Genomic DNA, 16,571 nt, shown 5'->3' on the forward strand with positions numbered 1-16,571 from the left:
CAGTACAATGCTGCCACTCCCGATAGCTATCGGGACGCTAACCTACCTTGCACGTCCTTAACCCCTTAACTCCTTAACCCCCTGACCCCTTAACCCCTTGTCAACCCGCGCCAAAAAATCCTACGGCCAGCACTTCCTCACCAACGAGCACTACGCCCGCCAGATCGCCGAGGCGCTGGAGCTGACTACCTTATATAAGGACGTACTGGAGGTAGGCCCCGGACAGGGCATGCTCACCAAGCACCTGCTCGACCGCCGGGCGGACTTTCACCTGAAGGTAGCCGAGGCCGATCGGGATATGGTCGCCTACCTCCACCAGCACTACCCGCAGCTGAGCGACGATATCCTGGAGGGGGATTTCCTACGGCGGGATTTGACGGAAGTATTCGGGGGCAAGCCCTTCGGACTGGTCGGCAACTTCCCCTACAACATTTCCAGCCAGATCCTCATCAAGCTACTCGATAACTACCGGCTGATCCCGGAGATGGTAGGGATGTTCCAGAAGGAGGTGGCAGACCGGGTCATCAGCGGCCACGGCAGCAAGGTATACGGGGTGATCGGGGTGCTGGTGCAGCTGCGGTATGAGCCCTCACTGTGCTTCAACGTAGGCCGGGGCAACTTCCAGCCGCCCCCAAAGGTGCAGAGCGCGGTGATCCGGCTGGTGCGCCGCCCCGAACCTCTGATCGCTGATGAGCACTACAGCACCTTCAAGCACGTGGTGAAGTCGGCCTTCGGGCAGCGGCGCAAGATGCTGCGCAATAGTTTGAAGTCGATCTTCTCGGCGGAGGTGCTGGGGGAGGAGATATTTCGGCGGCGGCCGGAGCAGGTGTCGGTGGGGGAGTTTGTGGGGTTGGCTTTGCGGGTGGGGTAGTTCACCACCGCGGGTGGGGTAGTTCACCACAGATTGGCCTACGGCCTGCGCAGAGGGATTCACGGAGGTTCCACAGAGCTGTCGTTACAGGACGGCAAGTGAGGTAAACAGAGGCCAGCACCTAGCGGTGCTATAGGAGAAAACATATACCTCCGTGGTGAACCCTCCGACGTCGCTGTCACCCAGTTAACACCAAAAAATCAGAAATTCCTCAAAAAAGCCCGCAAAAAAAATTTGCGTTAATCATTGATAATCAATGATTTAGCTATTTTTACCTTCAAAACAGGGTCCATTTTACTCCCAAATCGGCTGCACAACTGTCCTTTTTTTACTGAAATGACCACCTGACCTTTGTGATCATCAAAGCGGGAAAACTCCCCCGTTCACCATTATCACACTGTCAGTATGCACCAGTTACACGCTATTTTTTCTGATTACCACGCCGCCTGCCGCCGGGGCCTGCGCCTTTCGGTGCAACTGGGCTCGCCGCGCTCGGGCGACTGTAGCTCGGTGGGGATCTGTAGGATGCAGCCACCGGACTACCTACCGCGGCAAAGTTGCGCCGTAGTGCTTCCGGCTTACCTGCGGCTGGACCGCCCTACGGGCCGCCTGCTGCTTCACTTTGATGCTACTGCAATTACGGAGGCCGTACGCCGACAGCACTTTCCCGCCGACCGGTTCCGGGTGCCGTGCAGCTACCGACTGCCGAGCTGGGTGGTGCGGGGACTGGAGTTGCCGGCTGCGGTGTACCGGATCGTGCCGGGGGAATATCCTGCGCTGGGGGATGGGGAGTTTACTACGCTTTCTGTGGGGATTAGTACGGCGGTCGGGGTGCGGGCTTTGCGGGTGGCGGCTTGACCGGATGCTTAGCTGGCTACTCGACCGGACGCTCAAAGGTCCGTTGGCGCGCAGCGCCTTCGGACGCTTCGAGGTTCTAGTCTATATCACCTTCAACACCTATCATACCTACCACACCCCCACACCTACCACACCTATCCCAACAGACACGCAACAACGCAATAACTCAACAACGCAACACATTGAAAACACAACTCTTCCCCTTCCCCCTAGTCAACGGCGTCGAGGGCCTACACGCCAGGCACCACCGTACGGGCCGCACGATCTACCTGACCGTAGTGCTCGGACTGCTCGTAGCCGCCGCCGCCCTGCCCTTCATCGAGGTCGAGGTCAATAGCCAGAGCCGGGGCATTCTGCGGCCGGCGATGAAGCTGACGCCCGTGACTACGCCCGTGAGTGGCCGTATCGTGCGCGCCGAGCTGCGGGAGAATGCTACCGTAAGTGCCGGCGATACCCTGCTGGTCGTGAGTACTGCCGAGCTAACCGCAGAGTCCACGCACCTGCAGGAGCAACTTACCGAACGGAGCGTTTTAGTACGGGACCTGCGTGCGCTTACCGCTTTGCATCCTGCGGCCCCGCCCCCTGATTTGCGGAGTGCGGTGTACCAGAAAGATTACCGGGACTACCGGCGGCGAACCGATGAGCTGACCCTGAAATTGCAGCACGCCGAGCGGGAACTGGACCGGCAGACCGAACTCATACAGACCGGCGCTACCGCCCGCATGGACCTCGAACAGGCTGCCTACGAAGTGACCCTGCTACAAAATCAACTGCGACAACTCGGTGGACAGCAGTCCCACGCCTGGACGCAGGACCTACAGCGCACCCGCCGCGAACGGGCCGACCTGCAGCGGCGGCTGGACCAGCTCGACGAACAGGCCCGGCAGTACGTAGTGACCGCGCCGGTAGACGGACAGCTCACCCAGACGGGGGGACTGCAGGCCGGGGCCTTCGCCAGTGCCGGACAAACCCTGACCCACATCAGCCCCGACGGAGAACTGCGGGTGGAGGCCTACGTGAGTCCGAGCGACATCGGGCTACTGCGCGAGGGACTGCCGGTGCGCCTGCAGCTCGACGCCTTCAACTACAACCAGTGGGGACTGGCCGCGGCCACCCTGACCGAGATCGGCAAGGACGTCACCGAGGTCGACGGGCAGGCCGCCTTCCTGGTCACCTGTACCCTACACGACGAGGCCCTGCGCCTCAAGAACGGCTACGTCGGCACCCTGCGCAAGGGGATGACGCTGACGGCCCACTTCACCCTCACCCGCCGCTCGGTCTTTCAGCTGCTGCACGACAAGCTCGACGACTGGTTTAACCCCACCTACCACTAGCACGCTATGAACAAGAAGATCAAACAACACGACATCACCGACTGCGGCGCGGCCTGCCTGGCCTCGATCGCGGCGCACTACCGGCTGGGACTGCCCATCGCGCGCATTCGCCAGCTGGCGAGTACCGATCAGCGGGGCACCAATCTGCTGGGCATGATCCAGGCGGCCGAGAAGCTGGGCTTCAGCTGTAAGGGGGTACGGGCCGAGGAGGAGGCTTTGAAGACCGAGGCGGAATTCCCGGCCGTGGCCCACGTCGTTGTGAACAAGCGGCTGCACCACTTCGTGGTCGTCTACAAGGTGACCGACAACTACGTACAGGTCATGGACCCCGGCACCGGCCGCATGGAAAAGCGCAGCTGGGCGCAGTGGCGGGAGGAGTGGACGGGCGTACTACTGCTCATCGCCCCGGCCGAGGACTTCGAGACCGGCAACCGGCGGGTGAGCACTTTTGCGCGCTTCCGGGCCCTGCTGCAGCCGCACCGGAGTACGCTGGTGCAGGCGCTGTTCGGGGCCGTGGTGTACACCATCCTGGGCCTGAGCACCTCGATTTACCTACAGAAGATAACCGACTTCGTCCTCCTCAACCGCAACACACGGCTACTCAACCTACTGAGCATCACCATGGTAGCCCTCCTCGGGGTGGCAATCTTCATCGGGGCCATGAAATCGGTGATGGTGATGAAGTCGGGGCAGCTCATCGACGCGCGGCTCATCCTGGGCTACTACAAGCACCTGCTGCGGCTGCCGCAGCGCTTCTTCGATAGTATGCGGACGGGGGAGATCATCTCGCGCATCGGGGATGCGGTGAAGATTCGGGCGTTTATTAATGATGTGGCGATCAACCTGCTGGTCAACGTCTTCATCGTCGTGTTCAGCTTCGGACTGATGTTTACCTACTACTGGAAGCTGGCGCTGGTGCTGCTGACGGTGGTGCCCTGCTACGTAGCCATCTACTGGATCACCAACCGGCTCAACCGCAGCCGGGAGCGCGAGCTGATGGAGCGGGCGGCGGAACTCGAGTCGCAGCTAGTCGAGAGTGTCAGTGCCGTACGTACCATCAAGCAGCTCGGCCTGGAGGAGCACGCTAACCTGAAGACCGAGACGCGCTTCGTCAAGCTACTACAGACCACCTACCGCTCCGGGATGAACTCCATATTCTCCGGCAATGCCTCCGAGCTGGTGAGTCGGCTGTTCACGATCATTCTACTCTGGGTGGGCAGCTACTACGTCATCGACGGGGTGATCTCGCCGGGTGAGCTGCTGGGCTTTTATGCGCTGATCGGCTACTTCACCGGTCCGGCCAAGGGACTGATCGGCATGAACAAGACCGTTCAGAACGCCCTCATTGCCGCCGATCGCCTCTTCGAGATCATCGACCTGGAGAGCGAGGAAGAGCCCACCGAGCTCATGGACTTGAAGGCGGAAATGGTGGGTGACATTCGCTTCCGTGACATCCAGTTTAGCTACGGTTCGCGGCAGGATGTATTTCAGGGCTTCAACCTTACTATCCCGGCGGGGCAGATTACCGGTCTGGTGGGAGAAAGCGGCTCCGGTAAATCTACGCTTGCGGCCCTACTCCAGAAGCTTTACCCCGTCACTTCCGGTAAGGTCGTGGTAGGGGATGCGGACCTGACCTACGTCAGCAATCAGAGTCTGCGGGCGCGCATCGGGGTAGTCCCCCAGGAGCTCACGCTCTTTGCCGGCAACCTCATCGAGAATATTGCCGTGGGCGACTATGCGCCGGATATGCAGCGCATCCTGGCGATCTGCAAGGAACTCGGCCTGCTTTCCTTCATCGAGTCGCTTCCCAATGGCTTTGCCACCTACGTCGGCGAGCACGGCACTAATCTCAGTGGCGGGCAAAAGCAGCGCATCGCCATTGCCCGGGCCCTGTACCGCGATCCCGAGATTCTGATCCTCGACGAGGCTACCTCCGCCCTGGACTCGGCCAGCGAGCAATTCGTCCAGGACACTATGCACAAACTCCGTGCGGCCGGCAAGACCATCATCGTCATCGCCCACCGCCTCAGCACCATTATGGACGCCGATAAGATCGCCGTACTCTCCGCGGGTAAGCTGATCCAGGAGGGTACGCACGAGCAACTTCTCACCCAGGAGGGGGCCTACCGGGAGCTATGGAATAAGCAATTCCCCACCCGGGTAGTCCGTCGCTTAGCTGCGTAAAATCCGGGCGGGGCCGCAGGTGCAATACTTATGGATGGGGGAACGGGAGACGCAGAGACGCAGAGACGCAGAGACGCAGAGACGCAGAGACGCAACAACTCAATAATTCAACAACACAACAACTAACACTTCACCATTCTAATCTGAGACACATGTCAGTCAACAAACACTTAGATCGCCTCCGGCGCATGCATCAGTTCATCAAATTCAAACGCACCGGCACACCGGAAGTCTTCGCCGAGAAGATGGGGCTTTCCACCAGCCTACTGTACCGTTTGATCGCGGAGATGAAAGCGCTGGGTGCTCCTGTGCACTTCTGCTTCCACCGCCAGAGCTACGTGTACTACGAGCCGGTGGAACTGCAACTGGGCTTTGTATCCACTAACCCGGGCACGCGACGGAACGATTCCGATACCTCAGTCGGAGCTACTATCCGATCTATCGACACAGCAACTCATGCCGCTTAATTCTTCATTTATCAAACAACACATACTACTACACCATGAAAGAGAAGTGTATTTACGCCCTCATTGAAGAAAACTACCGCTTCCGCTTCTGCAGCATTAATGACAGTCGCCGACCGAGGCCAAAGATTGGAGACGGTGTCCGGATCATTTTTCCACCGAATACTAGTCCACGTCGGCGCCGGGAACTGTACGAAGAGGCTATGATACCGTTACGGGCGGCAATTGATGAGATTGATGACATTTAGCCGGTCTAAGGTTTGTCCATACTACTATACATAGCCCTAGTTTTTCCTCTCCCCGGCCCGGTCCAAAGGAGAGGGAGAACGGGCCATGTATAGCAGCTTACAGTCTCGCTACATAGAAGTAGACAAAACCACTCCCAGACGCAAAATTTAACACCACTCCACAAATAGTAGAGTACGGCTTCTCACCTTTGCAACTACAAGACGGGAAGCACTGGAACGCCAGCCGCCCCAACTTAATCGCAACAAAATTTAAAATTTAACACCACTCCACAAATAGTAGAGTCTGCCGCCCCACCTTTGCAGCATCACCTACTCACTCGGAATACTGCTATGCCAACCATGAATAACTACGACATCTACACCAACCACTTCGAGGACGACGCCCTCCCCCACCTTCCCCTGGACTGGAACGAGGATCTCAGCCTGGAAGAATACCTCGAGCGCATGGAACGCAGGGCGCGCGCCATTCGCAAGTCAAACGAAGAATAACTCACCCCTTAAATTTATATACCTATGAGTATCAACGAACTACAGGCCGTCTCCGGCGGCCAGGCTTATGCCCCCGGGCGCTTGATCACCTGTGGCTTCCCGATCTGGGATGTGCCGGGTGGCCAGCGGCCTACGCTTGACCAATCGCTGACTGGGACGTTCAGTCTGGCGGATTTTTAATCACTTTTATTTCATCACTTTTAAATTATTAACTTATGCTATATTCTAAAGTTGTAGTGTACCCCAAAATTCGAACAGGTAAGTAAGGTCCACTAACTTGCTTGTATGTCTAAACGAAGAACACATTCGGCCAGCTTCAAGAAGAAAGTTGCCCTGGAGGCCATCCGGGAAGAACTGACCATGGCCGAGCTGTCGCGAAAACATCAACTGCACGCTTCACAGATCAAGACCTGGAAGCGGGTACTGACGCATGAATCCGACGAGCTTTTTGGGTCCAAACGCAAGGGTAATCGCGGGGCAGCTTCGAGCCTCGGCCTGGAAGATAAACAGCGTGATGAGCTACTGCGCATCATCGGTAAGCTACAGGTGGAGAACGAGTTTCTAAAAAAAACGCTCTCCTGATGCCCCATTCACAAAGAGTAGCCGCCCTGGATAGCGGGGCGCATCTCAGCGTAGTGCGCCAGAGCCATCTTCTGGGTGTATCTCGGTCTCGGCACTACTACCACCCGGCAGCAGAAAGCGAGCTAAATCTGCGACTGCTGCGGCTGATGGACGAACACTACCTGGACTACCCCGACAAAGGTCCGCGACGAATGCTGCGGTGGCTCCGGCGAGAACACCAGTTGGAAGTCAACCTCAAACGCATCAACCGCCTGTACTACAAGGTGTTAGGACTACAGTCGGTGCTCCCAGGGCCACATACTTCCCGTCCCGCGCCTGGACATAAGGTGTACCCCTACTTGCTACGTGGGCTATCCATGGAGCGGCCCAACCAGGTCTGGCAGACGGACATCTCCTACATTCCAATGAAGCGGGGGTACCTCTACTTGACGGCCTGGATCGATGTGTATTCTCGCTTCGTGCTGGACTGGTCGCTGTCCAATACGATGACCGCCGAGTGGTGTAGCCAAGTCTACCGACGCACCGTCGACCGCTGGGGCTGTCCCGAGATTGTTAACACTGACCAGGGCGCTCAGTATACCTCGGAGGCTTTTACGCAGGCCGTGCTGGGTCAAGCTGATGAAGCTACTCGGCTCAGTATGGACGGCCGCGGACGGGCTACTGACAATGCCTTCATCGAACGCCTCTGGCGAACGGTCAAGTACGAGTACATTTACCTGCATGAATTTGTCGATGGCCTTGCGCTCAAACAAGGACTGCGGGTATTCTTCGACTACTATAACTACGCCCGAGATCACTCCTCGCTGAGCCCTGGGCTACCTCACCAACATTATCCCACCGGACCTAAAACTCTGTCATAATCTGTCGAAGAATGGGGTACACATCAAGTAACTGTTTTAACTATTGAAGAGCAGCGCTCCATTGACGGCGGATTCGTATGTGGCGGCCTTTGTATCGCTGCCGTAGTAACCCTAGGCCTGGGTGCTGGAATTGGGTTTGGCATGGGATTTGTTAACAAGAATCGCGAGATGCAAAACGAGCAGTAAAAACTGTTTAATAACACATAAATATAACAAATTATGAGTATTACTTATCTTGACAAATCGGAAATCGCATCTATCAATGGTGGATTTGTGTGCGGAGGCTTATGCGTTGGAGCGATCTTTGTGGTATCGTTTGTCGTAGGAGCAGCTGGAACTATTGCACTCGCAGCAGCAACCAAAGAGTAAAATTTTTTAACCGTTAAATATTAATTCGTATGAAAACTAGTATTCCAACAATGACAGCAATATCAAAATCTGATCTACATTCAGTCCAAGGGGGTGGCCCATGGATCGGAAGGCTCTTCGCCGCAGCGCTCGCCGCTGTTACAGCTGCAGGTCATAAAGCCGGCGAAGTAGCTGGTGAGTACGCCTATAATATTGGAATCGAGGTATAATTTATAACAGCGAGTGGGCCGTCGCCCACTCGCTTTCACCATTGAACTCTACGTTATGATAATCCAAATTGATAAGCATATTTCCGTTAAAGAAAACCAGTTTACTTTTACAGAGATATATAACACAGACTATGCTTATTTTCTGACCAACAATGCTGCAGATGTAATTTATTGTAGACGAACTAACGCATGTTATCGGCTTGATGAATCAAACCTAGCTTGGACCAAAGTTGATCAGTCTGTAGAGTTGGCTCAATTAAAGACCATTCAAGAGCAAATTGGCAACATCTCTATTCGAAAAGAAACTCACAACAATCAGCACAAATTCAATCTGTCTGGTCGGGGAATGACCGCTGCCCTTAGAGGTAGCCTGATCGTCCAAGAAGTTAAAGGCCTTGAGCATACTTGCTATATTGATTATTATAGATTGTCTAAGTTATTGTCGTTTGCATCACCAGAATTGGCGAATAACGAAATTATAGTTGACAGCGACATGAAGGTCAACATACAAGGTACTAAGATTGAGTCCAAAATAAAGGTCGCCTCTATCAATACCTCCGCTGCGTTTCCAAACATCTCCACTTTCGCTTAACGGCGATGATAGTTCTTCGAATAACGGATCATGAGTCAAGTAACTACCCAAGCACCCCCACTTGTTAATCCTATATCCAGGTGGATGGAAGCAAACAGCTTTCAGAAAAAATTTGAGTTGATTGAAAAGTTGTTAAGTGATCCTAGCTTCCCTAGTTTATCCGCAGTTACAAAGACGCTTAGGCAATTTCAAATTGAGACTTCTGTAGGACAATGTGATCATGTCGAAAGCTTACCGAGCACGTCAAACCTTTTTGTACAACTGATCGGCTCTGGCTTAGTATATATAGAATCAATCAGTAAAACCCAAGTAATCTATACGAACGGTAATGGAAACAAAGTTTCTACTAGCATTGATGATTTCGACTTTGAATGGACTGGAGTGTTTATATTGCCGAAAATCAACGCAACAAATAATCTTAAGATTGGCAGAAATTTTAGATACCTAAGAGAAGTCATACTAATTATGACATACTTGTTTTTTAGTATATACTTTTATAATTTACTCGCATTCCCTCTTCTGGTATTTGCTGGTTTAGTTGGAATCTATTATGCATTCACTGCCTTATACGCAACTGTTGATTCGGCATATCTTAGTTTGAAGTGCGGAAGTGACATCATCTCCTCTTGCCAAGACGTATTACAGTCAAAATATGCAATTATAAGCGAAAAGCACAATCTGACGATGGTAGATTTAGGCATTATCTACTTTGCTAGTATTTTATGCCTTTGTTTTGTATCGCCAACATTAAATGGAGCGTGGAAACCTCTAGCTTTGTGTTCATGCGCTATTATTCCTTATTCACTGTATATTCAAAAGTTTATCATTAAGCAATGGTGTACGCTCTGCCTGAAGATAATATTTGCCCAAATTTTGGTTGTAATACTGGCTTTCGGAGGCTCAGGGTTCAACTTAACTATACACGAGAATTCATTGGGTTTTTTTATACCGCTAGTGGTTCTACCTCTGTGGCTAAGACACAAATCAGTCGTGATCAACTACCTTAAAGCGAAAAGTGAAATGCCAAGATTCAAACGCATCGCATTGAAGCGCACTACTTTTGTAGGACTCTTGCAGGATTGTAGAAAAGTCACTAACTTGCCGCTCGATAAGATTAAAAGCGATCATGTCATATTTGTGTTTAGCTTGTCGTGCCCTCACTGCAAGAAAGTTGCGATGGACCTACTAGCCTTTTGGAAAAACAATAAAGTCCTTGAGGATATTCAAATGTATTTTATTGTTGAAAACTCTAGAGGATCGGTTTCTGTAAGTGACTTCAACCGTAAACAGTTAAAATTAGAATCTAACTCTGCCAAGTTACCAGCATTAGAATTAGTTTTCTCGCAAGAATACGCTGAAGAATACAATCCTGCTGTTTTTCAATCTGATCTAGATAAAAAATATTCAACGTGGATTGGAAATAACAAAATATCGAAGTATCCGCAAATCATATATAATAACCTCGTTGTGTCTGTAGAATACACCACAACTGAGATTCTTTCATTCATCTTTAAACCACATCCGCATGTTTGATCAATCTATCTCCTCACACCTAACGGTAGCCAACACCGCCAGCTACGCCGCCGTAGCCACCCTAGTCCTCTACTCCGCCTACAAGCTAGGCACCTGGGCCGGGGAGTTCTGCGCTAACCTCTCCATCGAGGTGTAGCCACGAACGGGTACCGACGGTACTTTAATTGAGAAGCCTACTCCAGTTTATGGAGTAGGTTTCCTAGTTTACACCAACCGCTCGCAACCCGGCAAGGGGTCCTCTCACCAAAATCCCCGCACCCGTGGCCCCGCCTCATACCTATGCCCTGCCGATCAGTCTGCTCGTACTGCCCTCCCTGTTCGGGTATTCCGGAAGGTGCGAAAGCTGGTAAGCATCCGAGCAACCCCGTGTTGCTAGTCTAAACTTTAGCCTTCCACCGCCCCGGTAGCAACTCCTCGATGCGGTTGATGGGGTGCTGACCGATACGCAGCAAGACATCCTGCAGCCACTCGCGCTCATTGACGCCCGCCTCGCGGCAACTACCGAAGAAAGAATACAGCATAGCCGCCCGCCGGGCTCCATCCCGCGAGCCGGCGAAGAGATAGTTCTTGCGGCCCAGGGCCAGGGGGCGGATCTTGTTCTCGATCAGGTTGTTATCGATCTCGATGCGTCCGTCGTCCAGGTAAGCCCCAAGCCGGGGCAGATGGTTGTGGGCGTAGCTGAGCGCCTTACCGATGCCCCCTTTACTCAAGCTAGTTCGCCGCTGCTCGTTCACCCACTCCAGCAGGGCCGTATAAGCCGGACGGGCGGAGCGCTGGCGTAGCCACCGGCGGCGCTCGGGGTCCAGCCCGTAGCGACAGCAGATATCCTCGATGCGGTAGAGATACTGGATAGCACGCAGGGCCAGCTCGGCTAGCTCTGGGTGATTAGAGCGAGCGTCGAAGAACTTACGTCGGATATGGGCCAGACAGCTGACGAGTGCTACTGCGGGGTGCTTTTTCATGAAGCTGGTGTAGGCGGAGTAGCCGTCGCTCTGTAAGATGCCCCCGAAGGAGTCTAGCGTCTCGTGTAAAATGTTTGCTCCCCGTCCCGGACGGTAGGCAAAGAGCACCCCGCCAGCGACCGGATTTCGGAACACCCACATATAACCTAGGTGTACCTTCCTGAACTTGGGCGGGTAGCGGTGGCTATTATTCTTGGTCGGCTCCGCGCCCCGCTCTAGGACCGTGATGCGTGACTCGTCGCCCTGCAGATAGTCGGTGTCGAGCACCTGTTTTTCGAGCGCCGCGTAGAGGGGTTCGAGCAGCGCGCAGGTTGCGGCGAACCAGTCGCCCAGAGTGGAGGAGGGGATGTTCCAGTCGTAGTCCCGCCGGAACATCGCGCGCTGACGGTACAGCGGCAGGTGGTCGATGAACTTAGCGATGGCGAGCTGGGTGAGTAGCCCCGCCCCGGCGATGGCTTTGGGTAGTACCTGGTCCGGAGCCGGAGCCTGGATCACGGCGCTTCCTTGCGCGTACTCTTCTTCCTCGTGCTGACTCACTTTGGCTGCGGGGTGCACGTAGCGGGGCCGCACGTACTCAATCACCTCTAGCTTACCCGGGGTGTAGTCGACCTTACGGGTGATGTCCTGGCCGATCTCGATCAGGTCGCTAGTATTCTGCCCGGGGGGCTCGACGCGTATCTGGCGTACCGGGAAATGTTCGGGTAGCAGTGTACGCCCCGGGTGAGACTGCTTAGCCTTGCTCCTCCTGCGTCGTTGGTAGCTGATCTTTTCTGTAGCCGGCTGGCCGCCACAAGCAGCATCGTCGTGGGGCAGTTCTTGGTCCCACAGGGCCATCTGCTCAGCCACCGGGGCCGCCGGTACGAAGCGCTCGGACTTGGCGGCGAAGATCAGCCGCTTAAGCTCGGCCAGCTCGTGACGTAGGGCATCGATCTGCCCCTGTTTTTGACGTATTGCCGCCTCATATTCTGCCCGGGAAACGGTGGCTTCCATATGCGACAAAAATACGAAAACCGCCCCGTACATCAGGCCGCTTTGCTATATCTTTTGCGCCGTTTGACGGATTTAATTTCGATACCCTCCAGCAGCAGTTGGATGTCGGTCCAGCTCATCTCCAGGCGGTCACTCTCTGCGGCGGCCGGTAGCTCGAAGGTGCCCCGTTCCAGTACCTTGTACCAGACCACAAAGCCCGTGCGGTCCCACACCAGCAATTTGATGCGGTCGCGACGGCGGTTTAGGAAAATGGACACATCGCCGCTCAAGAGTTCGTGGTCGATGTGCTCGCGTACTAGACCGCTACGGAATCCGTTGAAGCCCTTACGCATGTCGGTTACGCCGCGGTACAAAAAGTAGCGCTGACGGCTCGAGAAGCTAAGCATCGGCGCCGGGGCAGAGTTCGCGGCTAAGCCGGAGGAGGTCCGCTAGTGGCCAGTTCGTCAGCTCCAGGCGAGCACCGCCGGGCAGGTATACCGTTGTGGTGGCGCAGGAGGTAACCTCCTGCGGCGGCGGCGCTGCCGCCACCAAGGACGACGGAGTGACTAAGCGAGTAAAGCCCCCCGATGCCAACACCGACTTCTTGCTGGCAGCGTACTTTGCCCGCCAAGCGTAAAAAGTACCGGTATTGATACCGTGGGACCGGCAGAACTCAGCGATGGACGCTCCACTGCTCCTTTGCTGGGACAGCAGGTGCTTAATTTGTTCAGGTGATTTACGGCGGCGCATCTAGTCGGTTTTGCTCGTCGCAAAGTTCAAGCCGTAAGGTTAGGTCTACAATATGGGGTTGCCCGGATGCTTACGTACTTTCCATACATCGGTAAGATCGATACCTTTAAGGTGGTGAGCGCAGTCGATTCGCTGACGACTACCTTTTCGCCCGGTAGCCGGCAGGCGATCTTGTTCCTGACCGCCGGGGGAGATACGGTGACCAACTACCTGATCGGGCGACCGAGTCCGGTAGCCTATTCGGAAGAGTACAAGCGGGCCAACCGTGGGCAGTTCCGGGCAGAGATTCCCCCTGTAGAGGAACTTTACCTGATCGCTTTCGCACTGACGAAACTTGGTGAGGCCGACGATAACTTAAGCGCAAAAGACAGCGACTACTACACCGAGGTAATGAACCATTTTGGGCAGTTCCGCGACCACCAACTAATCGTCACTCTGAACGCGGTCAACGACAGCCTAGGTATTGACGGTGCTTACGGTCACTACAACAATATGCGGATGAACAGTTGTATGTATCGGCTAACGGAGGACGGCAAAATCGCGAACCCCGGGCCGTACCGTGTACTAAGCTTCGAGAGTGACAATGACCAGGAGCCCTTACTCGAAGACTTTGCCGACTTCGCCCGGACGTCTCAGTTCGCGGCCTTCTACGAAAATCACCTGCCGCTTTACAACCTACTGGAGACGCAGTACCAACAGGAGGTTGATGTGCACGGGATGTGGGACTGGCTTGAGAATCGCTTCCCCGCCCGTTACGACAGCTACGTCATCTATTTCTCACCGCTCATTGGAGGTTACCACGCTACGCAACGCTTTACCCAAGACGACTTTTCCGAGACGGTCATGTTCGTCAATGCCCCTTCGGATGACGTAGCAGCTACGGCTAGAGTAGTATTTACCGAGATCGACCACAACTATGTCAATCCGGTATCGGACACCGTTACGGCAGTAAGTACCGCTTTATTGCCACTAGCCTACTGGAACACGGGTGCCCAGGGCTACCCAAACAGTTACCAGACCTTCAATGAGTACCTGACTTGGGCAGTCTTCAGCCTCTACCTACGAGATACCTTTAGTGAAGCAGTGTTCACCGAGCGCAATACCCGGGAGGCCGGGTTCATGGTAGACGAACGCGGCTTCCCCCAGTTTGGTGCCTTCAATGACTTTGTGCTGGACTGGTACGCGACACATCCCGACCGGCCGCTGCCGGAGCTCTGGCCAGCAGCACTGGATTGGATGGCGGGGGTAAATTGTGGTGAGTAGTATTAACGATACTCAACACTGTGTAAATTTCTTTTCGAATGGCTGCATATAATAGGTCCTCGTAGCCAAAAAATAGGTAAATGGACTTGAGGTTAGACAATGATGTTCCTAACGGTGAAGAAGTATTTTAATTAAATAGCAATTAACTTTCTAGGAGGAAAGGTTAGCTATCTTCTGATACGGCTAGACTCAGTATGTGTTTTCTTATAAAAAGCCTAGTAAAAATCTATCGTATTTCGTTTCTTGAAGTTCTAGGTTACATTTCTACAGAAAGTGTAACCTAGCAACTGTAAATCATTTTCATGCATAAGTAGTCAGACAGATTTAGTTTAACTTTCTTACTTTGCGGCATGAATGTACGCCACATCACCCTAAGCGCGGAAGAGCACGCTGCCTTACTGCAGGGTTGGAAAACCGGTAAACGCCACCCCTTCCGCTCCCGCTGCAACATGATTCTGCTCAGCGGTCAGGGCTACAACGCCACCGAGATTGCCGCCCTGGAGGGGGTAAGCCGCCAGACGGTAGCCCACTGGCTTAACCGCTACGAGGCGGGCGGTATTGCAGCGCTACACACGGTCAAGGGACAGGGTAGGCCCCCCATCGTGCGCCACGATAACCAGCCCCTGGTCGATAAGATCGAGGAGTTGGTCGAGCGCTATCCCCAGAAGATTGATCAGGCCCTGGCTGAGATTGAGACCCTTACGGGTAAACCCATGTCCAAAAAGACGCTGCAGCGCATCCTAAAAAAAACGGCTGGCGGTGGAAACGCTTCCGCCGTAGTACGGCCAAGCGGCCGCCGGCGGCGGCCGAAGTAATTGCGCAGGCTAGGGACGCGCTCAAGGCTTTGTTTGCCCTGGCCGTGTTACAGCAGATCGACTTACGTTTTGCTGATGAAAGTGCGTTTTGCCTGGAGCCCAATGTCCCCTACGGCTGGATCCGGGTGGGCGAGCAGCATGGCATCAGCAGCAGTAAAGCCGGTAAGATCAATGTATTCGGCCTACTCAACTACCGGGGCGACCTGACCAGCTACACCACCCGGGGTCGCGTCGATAGCGCTCAGGTGATCGAATGGATGGAGGACTTTGCCGCTACGCTCCAGCAACCCACCGTAGTGGTCATCGACAATGCCCCCTGGCACACCTCGGCGGCCGTAAGCGCAAAGATCGGGGAGTGGAAAACGCGGGGGCTGGAGCTGTTTTTTCTGCCCCCCTACTGTCCTCATCTCAACATCATCGAAACCCTGTGGCGCAAGATGAAGCACGAGTGGCTACGACCACAGGACTTCAACAGTGAGGCTGAACTGCACCAGCGGATCGAGGCTATATTGGACGGTTACGGGGAAGGGCTGTTCGACATCAACTTCAGTATAGATCAAATGTTAGTATAAATTTGTCTGACTACTTACCATCGTGTACCTCGAAATCGTGTCGCTGGTAAAGTTCCACTCACTTACCTCAACGACGCATCAATTCCGCAAGCTGTAAAAAGAAAATTACCATAGATGCCATCCAGGAGGGAACTGACCATGGCGGAGCTATCACATAGGAAAAACAACGCGATGAGATACTCAGCATTATGGATAAGCAACAGGTAGAGAATGAGTACTTTAACACGCTCAGATAATGCCACTTTCACAACGGGTATTGCCCCTAGATAGACGGGACCACCTCAGCGTCGTAGGTAAAGCCAACTATTCGAGCTACTATAGCTCGGATCCTTCTGATTGCGCCCTACTTTAGCATCCTACTCTTCGGAGGCATCCGTACTATCCACATGCGATAAATTCCTCCTCTGGCCAATTTCCCCGCCAACTACCGCTAACCCTTCGCACTGTAGCTCGTAGACGACCGTGTGCCTCTACCAGACCAATGACCTTGCCGATAATTGCCCCCGCCACAGTGATGCCTAATGCCAGCCAGGCAGCATCCTCTCGCGACCAGTCATGCTCGAGATACAACCAACCACTGTTGACCAGGCTGACTAGCAGTCCGATAAGTAGCCCCTTAGCCCCCTGTTCGCAACCGCACGCATAGT

17 protein-coding genes and 1 pseudogene are annotated in these 16,571 nt (G+C 54.2%); 15 read left to right on the forward strand and 3 right to left on the reverse strand.

What is annotated here, in order from left to right:
• The first annotated feature begins 97 nt into the window (after window positions 1-97).
• The 12 genes from rsmA (at window position 98) to ACOOHD_RS06920 (ending at window position 10,729) form a co-directional block, all read left to right on the forward strand.
• Window positions 98-871 carry a 16S rRNA (adenine(1518)-N(6)/adenine(1519)-N(6))-dimethyltransferase RsmA gene (rsmA, locus tag ACOOHD_RS06865; RefSeq protein ID WP_420460832.1) on the forward strand — a complete coding sequence of 258 codons (774 nt, stop codon included), beginning with the start codon at window positions 98-100 and terminating at the stop codon, window positions 869-871.
• Window positions 872-1,276: 405 nt separating this feature from the next.
• A complete protein-coding gene (locus tag ACOOHD_RS06870; RefSeq protein ID WP_420460833.1) occupies window positions 1,277-1,729 on the forward strand; it encodes a hypothetical protein in 453 nt (150 codons plus the stop codon).
• Window positions 1,730-1,911: 182 nt separating this feature from the next.
• The gene (locus ACOOHD_RS06875) at window positions 1,912-3,063 is read left to right on the forward strand and encodes an HlyD family secretion protein (protein WP_420460834.1); all 1,152 of its coding nucleotides are present in this window, start codon (window positions 1,912-1,914) and stop codon (window positions 3,061-3,063) included.
• Window positions 3,064-3,069: 6 nt separating this feature from the next.
• Window positions 3,070-5,247 (forward strand): peptidase domain-containing ABC transporter, encoded by a 2,178-nt coding sequence (locus ACOOHD_RS06880; RefSeq protein ID WP_420460835.1) that lies wholly within the window; start codon window positions 3,070-3,072, stop codon window positions 5,245-5,247.
• Window positions 5,248-5,399: 152 nt separating this feature from the next.
• Window positions 5,400-5,714 carry a hypothetical protein gene (locus ACOOHD_RS06885; RefSeq protein ID WP_420460836.1) on the forward strand — a complete coding sequence of 105 codons (315 nt, stop codon included), beginning with the start codon at window positions 5,400-5,402 and terminating at the stop codon, window positions 5,712-5,714.
• A 584-nt stretch (window positions 5,715-6,298) separates the two neighbouring features.
• Complete coding sequence (locus ACOOHD_RS06890; RefSeq protein WP_420460837.1) at window positions 6,299-6,448, forward strand: hypothetical protein; 150 nt, start codon at window positions 6,299-6,301, stop codon at window positions 6,446-6,448.
• Between the two features lie 24 nt (window positions 6,449-6,472).
• The gene (locus ACOOHD_RS06895) at window positions 6,473-6,628 is read left to right on the forward strand and encodes a hypothetical protein (RefSeq protein ID WP_420460838.1); all 156 of its coding nucleotides are present in this window, start codon (window positions 6,473-6,475) and stop codon (window positions 6,626-6,628) included.
• Window positions 6,629-6,733: 105 nt separating this feature from the next.
• Window positions 6,734-7,030 carry a transposase gene (locus tag ACOOHD_RS06900; RefSeq protein WP_420457933.1) on the forward strand — a complete coding sequence of 99 codons (297 nt, stop codon included), beginning with the start codon at window positions 6,734-6,736 and terminating at the stop codon, window positions 7,028-7,030.
• Window positions 7,030-7,890, forward strand: a complete 861-nt coding sequence (locus ACOOHD_RS06905) for an IS3 family transposase (RefSeq protein WP_420459203.1) — start codon at window positions 7,030-7,032, stop codon at window positions 7,888-7,890. The genes ACOOHD_RS06900 and ACOOHD_RS06905 overlap by 1 nt, the downstream gene beginning before the upstream one ends.
• Window positions 7,891-8,481: 591 nt before the next feature.
• Window positions 8,482-9,060: a hypothetical protein gene (locus tag ACOOHD_RS06910; RefSeq protein WP_420460839.1), complete on the forward strand. Its 579-nt coding sequence runs from the start codon at window positions 8,482-8,484 to the stop codon at window positions 9,058-9,060.
• 84 nt (window positions 9,061-9,144) lie between these two features.
• The gene (locus tag ACOOHD_RS06915) at window positions 9,145-10,593 is read left to right on the forward strand and encodes a vitamin K epoxide reductase family protein (protein WP_420460840.1); all 1,449 of its coding nucleotides are present in this window, start codon (window positions 9,145-9,147) and stop codon (window positions 10,591-10,593) included.
• Window positions 10,586-10,729, forward strand: coding sequence for a hypothetical protein (locus ACOOHD_RS06920; protein ID WP_420460841.1), 144 nt, complete (start codon window positions 10,586-10,588; stop codon window positions 10,727-10,729). The genes ACOOHD_RS06915 and ACOOHD_RS06920 overlap by 8 nt, the downstream gene beginning before the upstream one ends.
• Before the next feature lie 241 nt (window positions 10,730-10,970).
• On the opposite strand, the gene tnpC is transcribed toward ACOOHD_RS06920, so the two are convergent.
• The 3 genes from tnpC to tnpA are packed head-to-tail and all read right to left on the reverse strand — an operon-like array spanning window position 10,971 to window position 13,274.
• The gene (gene tnpC, locus ACOOHD_RS06925; RefSeq protein WP_420460842.1) at window positions 10,971-12,545 is read right to left on the reverse strand and encodes an IS66 family transposase; all 1,575 of its coding nucleotides are present in this window, start codon (window positions 12,543-12,545) and stop codon (window positions 10,971-10,973) included.
• Between the two features lie 32 nt (window positions 12,546-12,577).
• On the reverse strand, window positions 12,578-12,931 hold the full coding sequence (gene tnpB, locus ACOOHD_RS06930; protein ID WP_420460843.1) for an IS66 family insertion sequence element accessory protein TnpB: 354 nt from the start codon (window positions 12,929-12,931) through the stop codon (window positions 12,578-12,580).
• Window positions 12,924-13,274: an IS66 family insertion sequence element accessory protein TnpA gene (tnpA, locus tag ACOOHD_RS06935; RefSeq protein WP_420460844.1), complete on the reverse strand. Its 351-nt coding sequence runs from the start codon at window positions 13,272-13,274 to the stop codon at window positions 12,924-12,926. The genes tnpB and tnpA overlap by 8 nt, the downstream gene beginning before the upstream one ends.
• A 66-nt stretch (window positions 13,275-13,340) precedes the next feature.
• Between tnpA and ACOOHD_RS06940 the strand changes: the two genes are divergently transcribed.
• The 3 genes and pseudogenes from ACOOHD_RS06940 to ACOOHD_RS06950 form a co-directional block, all read left to right on the forward strand.
• Window positions 13,341-14,537: a DUF4932 domain-containing protein gene (locus ACOOHD_RS06940; RefSeq protein WP_420460845.1), complete on the forward strand. Its 1,197-nt coding sequence runs from the start codon at window positions 13,341-13,343 to the stop codon at window positions 14,535-14,537.
• Window positions 14,538-14,986: 449 nt separating this feature from the next.
• On the forward strand, window positions 14,987-15,352 hold the full coding sequence (locus ACOOHD_RS06945; protein ID WP_420461407.1) for a helix-turn-helix domain-containing protein: 366 nt from the start codon (window positions 14,987-14,989) through the stop codon (window positions 15,350-15,352).
• Window positions 15,340-15,924, forward strand: a pseudogene (locus ACOOHD_RS06950) (IS630 family transposase); the annotation flags it as partial. The gene ACOOHD_RS06945 and the pseudogene ACOOHD_RS06950, both read left to right, overlap by 13 nt.
• Window positions 15,925-16,571 lie beyond the last annotated feature (647 nt).

Source organism: Neolewinella sp. (assembly GCF_965214665.1).
GTDB lineage: Bacteria > Bacteroidota > Bacteroidia > Chitinophagales > Saprospiraceae > Neolewinella.